Below are 13,506 nucleotides of genomic sequence, written 5' to 3'. Positions count from 1 at the left end.
TCTGATACTCAATTCCATACATAAATTGCCCTTAAAATCATGATCGCGATCACATCGATTTTAGCGGTTTTTGAGGCGTTTTTAGACTTTACAACGTATAATTTTTAATCAACGAAACCAATGAGAGTTTCGGTTTGAAAGCAGTGAAGCTGGAAGTCTATTAAAAGCTCAACATTGATGTCAGTGGTTTGGACAAAAATAAAACAAAACACAAATACTGACTATATGACAAACACTTAGACACCATCTGAAAACTGGAAAACTATAAACAGAGGTGCATTTATAGTTAGAAGGAACACCAAACATGGAACGCGATACCTTTGGAATATGCCTGAATAAGGCGATGCTGTCAGAGAATATGTATTCAACATTTACACACGTCAGGGCTTATGAAAAAAACGGAGGCGGTACTTCGGATCTCAAAGTCCTGTTATCATTCCCTCAAATGAGCGGAAAAGATCTATTGAATACGATGCGAGGTTCTCGTCAGCTCGAGTGGAGAGCGGAGTTTCACTGTCCATATACGAAATAAATTTGTAACATCTCCCGCGCCCAGCACAAATATAACTGGGCGCATACTACTGCCCAATTTTCCCTCCTACTTAACACGCAGTTACGAATCCTTTATATTAGAGCTAATACTCTACGACAAAGCAGCCATTATGAAAAAAACAGGAAAGTTTTGGATACTGGGCTTACTTAGCAGCTCGATTTCCCTTGCCTGTCATGCGGCACCGATCACTTTTGATACCGCATGGCAGCTATTGCTAGAAAACAACTATTCTCTTAAAGCTCAACGCTCAAACGTCGAGAACTACCAATACCAAGAGAGTGCCACCAGCAATCTCAACTTACCTCAAGTTACCATTGGCGCGAATTACACGCGTTTAGATACCGATATCACGCTTTCGGGAAAACAGATTCTAGACAGCACAGGAGCACACATTAACGTACCTCCTGCTTTTCAGCCTATTTTTGGTGCCTTAGCTAATACCACGTCGACCATAACCGAGCGCGATATTTTCTCTTCGTCTATTCGTGCCATTTGGCCAATTTTTACTGGTGGTAGAATTTCTGCGGCTCAATCAGCAGCAGAAGGCAAAACGGATGAGGCGAAAAGTCAGCTTTTAATGGAACAACAAGCGCGTTTTGAAGATTTATCGAAGTACTACTTTTCTGTCGTACTGGCAAAGGAAGTACTCGCAACGCGGCAAGCGGTTGAAGCAGGGCTAAAAAAGCATCGAGATTTTGCCATTAAGCTTGAAGAGCAAGGACAAATCGCGCACGTTGAGCGCCTGCAAGCCGAGGCTTCTTTAGATAAAGCATCCGTAGAAACACGTAAAGCTGCCAGCGATTTGAGTATCGCTCAGGCTGCATTAGGTAAATTACTCGCACAAGATGACGCCGTAGAGCCCGCTGAATCTTTGTTTATCAACGACAGTCTTCCCCCTCTTACCGCTTTTGTCGATCAAACGTTGCTTACCTATCCGGGGTTAGAACTTCTGAGCGCTAAACACAAACAAGCCTCTAGCTTAATCAAAGCAGAAAAAGGGAAATACTACCCTGAAGTTTATCTTTACGGCGACTACAGCTTGTATGAAGACGATTCTCTCGCAAGCCAAATGAAGCCAGACTGGTTAGTTGGTGTTGGTGTCAGCATTCCACTGATTGAATCATCAGGGCGAAGCGAAAAAGTCAAAGCCGCTCAAAGCGTCGTCTCGCAGGTCGACTCATTAAAGTCCCAAGCCAAACAAGACTTATCGCTGTTAGTCCAAAAGACATACTTGGAGGCTCAGCAAGCCATTGATGAAGTACAAGGGCTCGCATCTAGCATTGAACTCGCTAACGAAAACCTGCGCTTGCGTGAAAAAGCATTTACTCAGGGTCTGTCGTCTTCTCTGGATGTTGTGGATGCACAACTTTATGTCGCGAGTATAGAAACACAACGTTCAGCGGCGCGTTTCCGCTATTTAATATCTTTAACCAAGCTACTCGCATTGAGCAGTGAAATGAACAGCTTCGAACAATATCAAAATACCGCTTATATCCCTGCTTCAACATCCAAAGAGGTGAAATAAATCATGGCAGCTAAATCACTAAAACCCGTTTTACTCTCACTTTGTGCTTTGGGTGTTGCCTCTTGGGTTGGGTATCAATTTTACCAAGCCTATCAACCGGAACCGATCCGCTTACAGGGATTAATTGAAGCCCAGCAATACAGTATTTCCTCAAAAGTTCCAGGGCGTATTGATGAGGTCATGGTACGTAAAGGCGACGATGTAGAGAAAGGTCAGCTTATTTTTACCCTTCATAGTCCTGAAATTGAAGCGAAGTTAGAACAAGCAAAAGCAGGTGAAAAAGCGGCGGACGCCTTAGCTCAAGAAGCTGAGAAAGGCGCACGTGAGCAACAAATCCAAGCAGCAAAAGATCAGTGGATGAAAGCCAAATCCGCTGCGAATTTAATGGAAAAAACCTACAATCGTGTGAATAACCTTTATAACGATGGCGTGGTTGCAGAACAAAAACGCGATGAAGCTTTAACTCAATGGCAAGCAGCGAAATACACAGAAAGTGCTGCGTTTCAAATGTATGAAATGGCAAAAGAAGGCGCTAGAAGTGAAACCAAAGTGGCTGCGGCGGAAAAAGCGCGCATGGCATCAGGTGCCGTAGCCGAAGTAGAAGCGTATGCGAAAGATACTCAGATCTACAGCTGGTTTGACGGCGAAGTCTCTCAAGTTCTACTTCAAAGTGGTGAATTAGCACCTCAGGGCTTCCCGGTTGTTACCGTGATAGATACAGAAGATGCCTGGGCGACACTTAATGTGCGTGAAGATTACCTTCAACACTTTAAAAAAGGAGCAACCTTTGATGCCTATTTGCCTGCCTTAAAGAAAAATGTTGAGTTCAAAGTAACGCATGTTGCCGTTATGGGTGACTTTGCAACGTGGAGAGCAACCGATGCTTCTCAAGGTTTTGATCTTCGTACCTTTGAAGTAGAAGCTCGTCCAGCTCAACCCGAACCTGAACTGCGTATGGGAATGAGTGTTGTCGTTGAACTTTAATCACAACCACTAGGTTAATGCTATGACGATTAAGATTTCACAGCGGCATATCTTACGACGAGACAAGTGGTTGCTTTCGTGCCTTACTTGGATACCGATTTTGCTCGCGATGATGATTTGGGGAGTGTTCTCTGCGGGCATTGCCCGGGATCTGCCAATCGGTGTGGTTGATCTACAACATTCCCAACTTTCTCGAAAGCTCATTCAATCTTTGGATGCGTCGTCGAGTCTGGCTGTTAACTATCATTACGCCAGTGCAAGCGAAGCAAAAAATGCGATGATTGAAGGCGATATCTACGCTTACGCGGTCATCCCATCTAAGTTCGACCAAGATATTCTCCAGCACCGCCAACCTCAACTTTCTGTCTTTTACAACAGTCAGTACATTTTGGTAGCGAAACTGATCAACTCTGCCATTGCGCAAGCACAAGGCTATTTCGACGCTCAGGTTGAAGTAATGGGCAACTTGGCTAAGGGTAACACCACAACGTTAGCAGCGGCTGGACAGGCTGTACCCGTGTCGACACAAATAACCGCATTATTTAACCGTAACAATAACTACGCACAATTTTTGGTAACGGCTATCGTGCCAGCCATTTGGCAAATATGTATTGTAGTAAGCACTATTTTGATTCTTGCCGCGCACTTTCGCATTTATGGTGGAAAGAATAGCTTTGCATTTTTGGGCGAAAAGCCATACGCCAGGCTCACTACCCTATTAAGTCAGTACATTCCGGTCTTTATGGCGCAAGGTGCGTTGTTCTTGTACTGGTTTTATTCCGTGCTTGATTGGCCAATGGAAGGCAGTTTTGTGGTTATGCTATTAGCACAATTGGCGACGGTTATCGCCTGTATCATTATGGGAGCGTTGTTCTTCTTCTTGTCGATGGATCCTGCACGTGCGATGAGTTTTGCTGGCGCATTTACGGCTCCAAGCTTCGCGTTCATGGGAATTACATTCCCAGTTTCTGACATGAACACGCTCGCTTATGCATGGCGTTCATTATTGCCGATTACCCATTACATTGAAGTACAAGTGAGTCAAGCAAGCTATGGAGCATCGGCCGCACAATCTTTAAGCTCGCTATGGCCTATGATTGGTTACGTTGTGCCCCTGCTCATTACCGCAGCCTTGATGGGTAAACATCGAACAGCTTCATCAACACGCCAAGCGAAGGAGGCGGTATGACATTGTGGCAACTGATTAAAGCGGAACTTAAGGCCGTTCTAACCAATCCAGTCGTTACGTTGACCGTGTTTGGTGGTGTCGTATTTTACTCGTTTTTATACCCTTTGCCTTATGCACAACAAACGCCTCGTGAACAACCAATCGCGATTGTTAATCTAGATGGTAGTCAGACGAGTTTAAAGCTGGAACGTATGGTTGATGCCACCCCACAAGTCAACGTAGTCACTCGACTTCATACGATTGCCGATGCAAAGCAAGCATTTTTACAACGAGAGATCACCGGTTTTTTAGTCATACCGGAACACTTTTACAAAGACCTAATGCTAGGTAAAAGCCCGACTCTAGCCTACGCTGCGGACGCCTCGTATTTTCTCGTGTACGGAACCGTGGTAGAAGGATTGGCCCAAGCGGGAGGCACATTAGGGGCCCAAGTGAAAGTCAGTAAAATGGTGATAGATGGTGTGCCCATGAGTATGGCTAGCCATAATTACTCTGCTATTAAGCTTAATATGAAACCGACGTTCAACCCAACCATGGGTTACATCGAATACGTAGTGCCGGCAGTATTTGTTCTGATTTTACAACAAACGTTGATCATGGCGGTTGGATTGCAAACGGGAACACAGCGTCATGGTCGTGGCTATTGGTCACAAGTATCAACGGGATCGCTGCTGCTTGTGAGAACGTTAGTATTTGTGGCAATTTATTATTTACTCGGCGCCTATTATTTTGGTTTTAGCTTCGAACGCTTAAACGTAAACCATATCGCCAACGCGGGCGAATTGCTGGCTATGTTGTTACCGTTCTTTTTAGGTTGTTGCGGACTAGGCTTCTGGCTAGGTTACTTATTACCTCGGCGTGAACTTGTCACCTTAGTCGTCCTAGTGAGCTCTATGCCGCTCATTTTCTTGGCTGGTTTTATTTGGCCGATTGAAGCCATACCTACTCCCTTATTATGGATTGCTGATTTAAGCCCAAGCACTTGGGCGATAAAAGCTTTCTTAGCGCTAAACCAAATGGGGGCAACCTGGCAACAAGTCGCTCCACATTGGACGGCGCTTTGGGCACTCACCGTGCTTTGGGGTAGCGTTGCGTACTGGATTGCTAAGCGAAGTAACAAGCCAGTTGTAACAGAGAGCTTGGGGTGACAGCTGACATTTTCTATTACTATAAAAAAAGCCGGGTAACTAAACCCGGCTGAAAATCTGCGTCCTTGCAGCGGACATATGGTAAAAACACTTTTTGCTCTGGGCTTACCCATTGAGCGAGATTAGATTAAGCCAAAAAGTATGGATTCCATACTCTCATATAGAGGGTCATATCCTTCCAATAGACATTAGTCTTCGCTAGAAAGATAACGTTTTTCAGACACAAAAAAACAAGACTCACATTGAGTCTTGTTGTTGATAGGGATGAGCAAGATACATGTCGCCGCTAAGTCATATCGCGGATTATTTTCTCTCGGTATTCTGTAACGACCTTCATGATTGAATTTTTTACATCACCGACTTGCTTAGAGGGTTGGCACCATAGGCCAAAACCAAACTTAAAACCTTCCAATAATTCAGAAGCTTCCACTGGCTCTATATGATTATTAGAAAACTCCGAATGGGCAAACGTTCTGGGGAGAATCGCCCATCCTAAACCTGCTTCAACCATTTTCACTACAAGGGCCAATTGATCGACCTCTTCATGGTTCGAACTTACGATGACTTTTTCGCCCATTCCCTCTTCAATAAGAGACCGCAGTACAAATTGTTTACTATTCCTCAAGGCTGTCAATACTCGATCTGGTGCCACAGAAGCGAGTTCACCACCTTTCTGGACGAAAGGAACAAATTCAAAATGACCTAAAAACGTCGCATCCAAACTATGTATTGCTCGACTATCATGTACATTGACAATACCGAATTGATACTCACCATTCTGTAAACCCTCTTTAATTTCGTTGCGATTACGAACAAGAAAGTTAACTCGCATCATCGGAAAATCTGCTGCTAATTGAATACGAAGCAATACAAGAAAACGGTGTGGTATAGCGCTTGAATAGGCGATACTAACATTCTCTAACCCACCGTAAGCTAGACTTAATGCGACTTTATCGAAAGTACGTGCTTGTTCGATGGTTTGCTTAGCATAGTGGTAAAGAAGATGACCATCTTCTGTCGGTTCTACCGAGCGCCCCACTCGCTCAAACAGGTTGACCGCCAGTTGGTCTTCAAGATTGGTAATCACCTGCCCTATTGTGGTTCGGTGCTTATTGAGTTTGACCGCCGCCTTACTAAACGAAAGCTGTTCATAAACGGTTACGAACGCGAGAAGTTGTTCAAAACTAAAATTCATAGGTTGTGCTTACTTTTTAGAGTTATCTAATTAAATTACCACAAGATCGTAGAATTGCTACTTGGTAACGGAAACAATCTGCGTTTGAATTCCTTCTCGACGACACAAAAAAACCTACTAGCTTCAGTAGGTTTTCTCTAACTTAGTTGTACTCAACGACGCGAGCCAAATAGTTAAATTCACCCGAGTCACCATGATAATCGCGGTAAACATCCACACTAAAATACTTAGGTTGATCAGCTTGAATGTGGTCAACGATCTTCTGTTCTAATGACGCTAGCGTTTCACCCGTTTGCGAATACACAAACTGCTTGTTCACTTTTTCCAATTTGCGTTGCTTCGCTTCTTTGTGCGAAACATAGTTGTTGATCTCTTCCCACTTACCCACGTACTCGACTGCCACGTAACTCGAGTTCTCATCAATCATGATAAAGGCTGCACCTTCTTCTTTAATGGCAGACAGTTGCTGCATGTCACTGTCGACTTTTTGCTGATCAAGGTGAGCACCACTTTGGGCGAATGCAGTCGCGGAAGCGGTAAGTATCATGAGTGTAAGAACGGCTTTTTTCATTGTATCGTTTTCCTGTATTAAGGGAGTTCAGTTACCCAAAGTTGCCCTTGGGTGGCTTTTTTGAATCCATATTCGTAAATCGTCAGCAAGTAGCGGTGATCGAACATATCTTTCGTTACTTTGGCGTACCTGAAATCTTGATCAATGTAGGTAAACTGCATCTCGATATCGTTGATTTCACTGATGTATTTCATTCGATAGAGATCACCTCGAGTTTGCGCTAGCGTAAGGCTTGAGACACTTTACGATACCAAGTCCAAACCTTTGTCTTTTAGTGGACGATACGGCGCTTTTAACGCACCATTGCGAATCACATCCAACTGAGGCGCTTTTTCTAACCCCAAAGCATCTGAGATTTGTTGATAGTTGAAGTTAGACGGATTAAAGAACACCTGCGCTGCGAGACCGCCATCTACGTGTAACTCCTCAAGTGTTTCTCCATCATGTTCAACATCGATAAATTGTGGAGGGAAAACACCAGGGATCGATGCGCTCGCAGCAAGCACCTTGTAAATAAGTTCAGATTTGTCCGCTAAATCACTGTTCGCAATCGCACCAATATTCCAAATCACCAGTTCGCCTGAATCAAAATGGGTACTGCCAATAAAGAGGCGTTTACCATTGCGGTGTTGCTGCGCCATCGCCTCGATCATGGGCTCAGGGTAAGCGTCTGCGATGAAATCATAGAGGTTCTCACCATCGGTAAACGCGTCCTTAAACAGGGTATTTAAGAAGTTCTTCTTACCCAAAATATTCTTATCATTGATGTTGAGCATGACTTCTTTCATCTTTGGCATCGCATCACCGCCAATGAAAACAAAAGGAGCGATTAGGGCACCCGCACTGACTCCAGTAATGATGGCATAATCTTTTAGCTCCCCCTTTTCCTGCAGCCCCATCAAAACGCCGGCACCGTATGCGCCGTTTACGCCACCACCCGATAAGGCCAAAATATTGAGCTGTTCACCCTCTACTTTGATCGGTGTGGTTTGATTGTGCGCTGAGTAGAGAAAATCCGGCGCTTCATTGGCCCACATTCGAAGTGGCTCATTTTGTGTCGAACTCGCGATCTCGACATCTTTATAGTTGCTTTGAGAAACACGAACATCCAGCGTATGAGGTGAACTACAAGCTACTATCAGCAGCGAAAGTGCAACCGTCACACCAGAGGAAATTAAACGATTCATAATCAGTCTCATTTAATGTTCTCTGGCGTATGACCAGAGACTCAGTTTGAAGTTAATTGGGTCAAAATGAAGTCCGTTTCGTTGTGTGGAGTTACTATAGCTAGGCACGGCTAAACTCCATAATCCCGATTGTAGGGTGCTATCCATCAAAGCAATTATGCCAAGTTTCTATATGCTAACTTTACGCTTCTCCGTTAATTAGATACTGCGCTAAGCAATTTTCACGACGTTGAACTCATGCGTCGGTTCGACAAATTCGTATTGGGCATTGATCGTCTGTAGCTCCCATGTGCCATAGCCTTTGGTGATCTCCAATACACCGTAAACGGCGTTATGTGTATGACGAAAGGCTGCGACAGGAGACATCTTCTTCACCAAACAAGAAGTAAAAATCGCAGAAATCAAATCACCGACACCGACTGGCTGCATAGCAAATTCAACACTAGGGCGTTGGGCCAAATAGCTTGCTTTCGGCGTCGCTAAAATCATACTGAAGGCGTCATCAGTTAGTGCATGCAGGTGTTTCACCAATACCATTTTCGGTCCCAGCTCTAGGGCTTTTTTACATGCAGTGACCGCATCATAAAGAGAGTCAATTTTCACACCTGTTAACTCGCTCAGTTCAAACTGGTTAGGAACAATCACATCAGCGATGGGCAACAAGCTATGGCTTATCGCTTCTTTGACACCGTCTGCCACAATGCAACCTTTGTCTGGATCACCCATAACTGGGTCACACACATAAAGTGCACTATGGTTATGCGATTTGACTAAACTTACCGCTTCGGCCACCGCTCGACATTGCTCTGCGCTGCCTTGATAACCGGACAGTATCGCGCCACATTCTCCTAACTTCTCAATGTTATCTAAGCCTCTCATTAGAGAATGAATTTCATCTGCCCCAAACTTCTGTCCAGTCCAACCTTGCTGGTACTGAGTGTGATTTGAAAACTGAACCGTGTGAATTGGCCAGACTTCGAGGCCCATTCTCTGCATCGGGAAGACGGCAGAACTGTTTCCTGCGTGGCCATAAACCACATGAGATTGAATAGAAATAATGCTTTTCATAAGTCACTCTTAATTGAGAAGTTTGTTAGCTTGGCGACTAAATAAACACAATATCGCGCACTGTGCTTATTTGGTCGGAATAGCCTCGACAACGCCGAGGCTTATTCTTAATCAGGTTGGATTCATTAGCCTTTGAACTCAGCAAAGTACTCATCCAACACTTTGCGTGTTGCACGACCGATAAGCTCGTATTCGTGATGAGTAAGGTTTGCTAACGAAACTCGAACTGATGCGTGTACTACATCGAAGCCTTGGCCTGGAAGTAGGATAACGCCGGTTTCATGTGCAAGACGGAACAGGAAGTCTTTGCCCTTCTCGCTCGCCTTGAACCATTCAACGAAGGCTGGTCCGTACAATTTGCCGCCCAAAGTGTCGAGCTCAAGCAGTGTGTAGTAGTCCACACGATCTTTGTTTTCTTCAATTTCTACACCCATGTTTTTGTACAGAGTTTTGTAACGCTCGCGGATGATGCGTTTACATGCTTCTTTGTAGTTTTGTTCCGAGTCCATCAAGCAGTTCAAAGAGAACAGCGCCATTTGAACTTGTTGAGGAAGAGACAAACCTGCTGTGTGGTTAAGCGCTACGCTGCGGCTATCTGCTACGATACGGTCAATAAACTTGATCTCACGAGGTTCCGGAGTCAGCGTTTTGTAACGATCGTCCAACTCAAGTTGACGCGCTTCAGGAAGGCTGCGCATTGCATCGTCAAACACGTTGTTGTGTTGAATTGCAATCGAGCCTAAACGCCAGCCTGTTGCACCGAAGTACTTAGAGAACGAGTACACACAAAGCGTGTTGTATGGCAGTTTCGCAAACAGTGAGACAAAGTCGTCCGCAAATGTGCCGTATACATCGTCAGTCACAATGAACAAGTCGCTACGTTCGTTGTTCACGAAGTTTGATAGGTTATCCAGAGTTTCATCCGAGAACTTCACAGACGCTGGGTTTGCTGGGTTCACGACACAAAGCAGTTTGATGTCTGTATCTGCAAGCTTTTCGATTTCAGACATCGGCAGTTGCCATGTTGTCTCATCCAGACGTAGTTCAACGATTTCCAGTTCGTATTCACTCAGTTCTGGAATCTCTAGGTAAGGCGTAAAGATTGGAGTGATTAGTGCAACCTTGTCACCTTTCTTCAATAGACCGTTGTTGAACATAGTTTGGAACGTTTTTACAAGACATAAATTTTGCACATTTCGCTGATACATTTTGGTTAAAAAATCAAATTCAATATATGCAAAAAAATTATTGCACATAAGAAGCTATTACTGTGCACTTTCATCTAATTTATACAAATGATTCATAGCAGAAAGGTTGCCACGATATAATTTCATAAACAGGAAATTGTTGGGCCCAATGACACAACCAAGGTAAGCATTTGATTTAAAAAGCAATAGTTAAATATACGACAGTGGTAGTTAATAGCTGAGGAAATTGGATGGCAGATGGTGTGAAGAGTAATAAAGATTCATACTGGGTAATAGGGTATCATACTAAAATGGCCGCGATCGCAATCGATACTCTGTCATTCCTAAAACATTTTTGCCCCATTGTGATTTAGTTCTGAAAATTGTTTATATCTATTCAATACGAGTTTGCCCTACCCAAAGTTATCCGAAATTAGGTGTGACAACTCAAAAGGTTTACAACCTAGTAACAAATTTGGTTGGGGTGGACCAATTATTCATGCAGATTCAAAAGGAAAACATGGACGTTTAAAAAGTAGCGATTTTTATCAGTGGTGGCAAAGGTATGCCTAACAACTTCCAAATATGCATTCATCCAAACAACTCGGCTGCAATACTTTCTTTCTCCGCCGCAGTACGACCTAAATGTTTTTCTAAGAATGCTGCGGCTTCCTCCATCTGACCATTTTCAACCAATGTCAATAGCGTTAAGTGCTCTTCGCATTCTTTCCTCGGGATCGCTCTTTTCGTATTGACGTTGTATTCAATCAAACGGCGTAACCGGTTTATTCGTTTTAATGAATCAAGCAGAAAAATATTGCCAGACATTGAGACTAAAGTTTCATGGAATAAGACTCCTGCATTAAACATGTCGCCAGCGGAAACCAGTTTGTTATTGTTATTGAGGATTTCAATTTGGGACATACGTAACATTTGTATTTTAGTCGAATTGACAACGAAATCAGTCTCTCTTAGTGCCTGTGTTTCGATTAATTGACGGAATCGGTAGCTCTGTGCATACGCTTTTGGGGAGGAGATAAACTCGTTAAACTCCCATCCATAGCCAAGACTGCGACTCATCCAGCCTTCTTTTTCCATGGTAATTAGGGCTTCTTGAATGATCTTCCGACTTTTTTCATAACGGGCCATCAGTTCATTTTCAGTAAAACTTTTTGTCAACTTTCCACTTAGATAATCCTGACCTATCAGGTAACAAAGTGGGCTGAGAGTTGATGCCTCTGGGCTCAAAATCTCTAATTCTGACAATGACTTGGAATCAGCAGATTCTGCGAGAAAATATCCTTGATTAGGCCTCTTTACTAGAAAACCCTCTTTTTCTAAATGCGCAAATGCATTCCTGATTGGTGTTCTTGAAACTTTAAGTCTATTTGAAAATTCGACTTCTTTGACATGTGCGCCAATAGCTAAGCCTTCTTTTGCTATTTCGCTAAGCACTTTGCTGGCCAACAAAAGTGTTGAATCCTGCTTTTTATCTTTTGTTGATGTGGTCATCCAGATCACTCTTTTTATACAAGTCATGATCATTATCCTTCATAAATTGTATTTTGTGAATACTAATGATGGCTTGATATGAAGCATGGGCTAAATTGTGATGTATTTAACAACCACAAAAAACAATTTTACAATGTTTTTGTTTGAATGCATTGATTGCCCACATAGCAATTAAGCTTAAATCATTGATAAATAACTATTAGTTTTTATTGTTGGCTATATATCATGTTAATTTAGGGTTTATTTTTGTGTTTAACATCTTGTTGACAAATTTAGCGCTTAAAATAAAAATGTTTTTAATGAACACAAAATACAATCATGATTTATGAAAACAATTACCCTAATTCACGCTGTAGATATCGCAATTGAGCCGATAAAGAAAGCCTTCGAAGAGCTATGGTCTGAAGCTCAGCTGGTACATTTGTGGGATCAGTCGTTAAGTATTGAACGTGCTAAATCTGAACACATTACACCCGCGCTATATCGTCGGATCGCTGATCTTACCGAGATGGCTGAGCAAACAGGTACTGATGCGATCATGTTCACGTGCTCTGCATTTGGTGACGCAATAGAACAAGTCGCATTGAAGACCTCAATCCCTGTTCTGAAGCCAAACGAAGCGATGTTTAAGCAAGCCCTAAGCTTGAATTCCCCCATATCTATGATCGGCTCTTTTGCTCCAGCGATGGAAGGTATGGAAAGAGAGTACTACCTAGAGGCCCACTCCCAAGGTATTGCTGCTGAATTAACCTGTGTCTGCGTGCCAGAATCACGCATAGCACTAAGTCATGGAGATGTTGATAAGCACAACCAATTGGTGGTTGAAGCGGCTAAAGCACTGCCGAATGAGTCTGCCTACATGCTGGCGCACTTCTCGTCTTCGTATGCCAAAACTGAATTGGAAAAAGCGACAGGAAAGCCAGTCTTATCTAGCCCGCACTGTGCGGTGCTTCATTTGAAATCTTTACTGGAAGGCTAATGCTCCATTTTTTAATAACAACCAACGCTCGAATAGAGGAACACTATGAAACTTATCGTTTTACCAGGGGATGGTATCGGCCCAGAAATCGTCAACGCATCTATCAATGTGCTTAACGCAGCCGACCAAAAGTTTGGGTTAGATCTGACTTTAGATTATGAAGATGTTGGCTTTGAAAGTCTGAATAAATATGGAACAACGTTGCGACAAGAAGTACTAGAAAAAGCCAAATCGTATAACGGCATTATTTTAGGTACACAGTCACATGCAGATTACCCTAAACCAGAACAGGGGGGGCGCAACGTATCTGCTGGTTTTAGAATCGGTTTGGGGCTTTGTTGCGTAATTCGATGGAACTAAATCAAGAAACTACGATCTGAGCGGCTACGCCCATCAATCGTCGTAGCC

Annotated in this window: 11 protein-coding genes and 2 pseudogenes; 7 read left to right on the top strand and 6 right to left on the bottom strand. The window is 43.4% G+C overall.

What is annotated here, in order from left to right:
- Nucleotides 1–304 precede the first annotated feature (304 nt).
- The 5 genes from R7127_RS16655 (at nt 305) to R7127_RS16635 (ending at nt 5,399) form a co-directional block, all read left to right on the top strand.
- Entirely contained in the window at nt 305–532 is a 228-nt protein-coding gene (locus R7127_RS16655) for a hypothetical protein (protein ID WP_005377125.1), read from the top strand.
- A 130-nt stretch (nt 533–662) separates the two neighbouring features.
- Entirely contained in the window at nt 663–2,078 is a 1,416-nt protein-coding gene (locus tag R7127_RS16650; protein ID WP_005387166.1) for a TolC family protein, read from the top strand.
- A gap of 3 nt (nt 2,079–2,081) precedes the next feature.
- Complete coding sequence (locus R7127_RS16645) at nt 2,082–3,062, top strand: HlyD family secretion protein (RefSeq protein WP_085569990.1); 981 nt, start codon at nt 2,082–2,084, stop codon at nt 3,060–3,062.
- A gap of 22 nt (nt 3,063–3,084) precedes the next feature.
- On the top strand, nt 3,085–4,251 hold the full coding sequence (locus tag R7127_RS16640; protein WP_047009843.1) for an ABC transporter permease: 1,167 nt from the start codon (nt 3,085–3,087) through the stop codon (nt 4,249–4,251).
- Nucleotides 4,248–5,399, top strand: coding sequence for an ABC transporter permease (locus tag R7127_RS16635; protein ID WP_047009844.1), 1,152 nt, complete (start codon nt 4,248–4,250; stop codon nt 5,397–5,399). Before R7127_RS16640 ends, R7127_RS16635 begins: the two co-directional genes overlap by 4 nt.
- A 286-nt stretch (nt 5,400–5,685) precedes the next feature.
- On the opposite strand, the gene R7127_RS16630 is transcribed toward R7127_RS16635, so the two are convergent.
- From R7127_RS16630 to R7127_RS16605, 6 genes and pseudogenes are all read right to left on the bottom strand, one after another.
- Nucleotides 5,686–6,594, bottom strand: coding sequence for a LysR family transcriptional regulator (locus R7127_RS16630; RefSeq protein WP_017821360.1), 909 nt, complete (start codon nt 6,592–6,594; stop codon nt 5,686–5,688).
- 142 nt (nt 6,595–6,736) lie between these two features.
- Entirely contained in the window at nt 6,737–7,165 is a 429-nt protein-coding gene (locus tag R7127_RS16625; protein WP_172563227.1) for a hypothetical protein, read from the bottom strand.
- 17 nt (nt 7,166–7,182) lie between these two features.
- Nucleotides 7,183–8,352 (bottom strand): annotated as a pseudogene (locus tag R7127_RS16620) (patatin-like phospholipase family protein).
- Between the two features lie 210 nt (nt 8,353–8,562).
- Nucleotides 8,563–9,420, bottom strand: a complete 858-nt coding sequence (gene pdxY, locus R7127_RS16615) for a pyridoxal kinase PdxY (RefSeq protein WP_172563225.1) — start codon at nt 9,418–9,420, stop codon at nt 8,563–8,565.
- Nucleotides 9,421–9,545: 125 nt separating this feature from the next.
- Nucleotides 9,546–10,589, bottom strand: a pseudogene (locus R7127_RS16610) (bifunctional aspartate transaminase/aspartate 4-decarboxylase); the annotation flags it as partial.
- A 609-nt stretch (nt 10,590–11,198) separates the two neighbouring features.
- A complete protein-coding gene (locus R7127_RS16605) occupies nt 11,199–12,119 on the bottom strand; it encodes a GntR family transcriptional regulator (RefSeq protein WP_161781344.1) in 921 nt (306 codons plus the stop codon).
- Nucleotides 12,120–12,444: 325 nt separating this feature from the next.
- On the opposite strand from R7127_RS16605, the gene R7127_RS16600 reads away from it, so the two are divergent.
- A complete protein-coding gene (locus tag R7127_RS16600; RefSeq protein ID WP_033906188.1) occupies nt 12,445–13,098 on the top strand; it encodes an aspartate/glutamate racemase family protein in 654 nt (217 codons plus the stop codon).
- A 45-nt stretch (nt 13,099–13,143) separates the two neighbouring features.
- A complete protein-coding gene (locus R7127_RS16595) occupies nt 13,144–13,458 on the top strand; it encodes an isocitrate/isopropylmalate family dehydrogenase (RefSeq protein WP_318148465.1) in 315 nt (104 codons plus the stop codon).
- Nucleotides 13,459–13,506 lie beyond the last annotated feature (48 nt).

This window comes from Vibrio sp. 1159 (genome assembly GCF_033340395.1).
GTDB lineage: Bacteria > Pseudomonadota > Gammaproteobacteria > Enterobacterales > Vibrionaceae > Vibrio > Vibrio alginolyticus.
The sequence above is the reverse complement of the archived record's forward strand: the minus strand, read 5'-3'. Positions and strand labels throughout refer to the sequence as shown.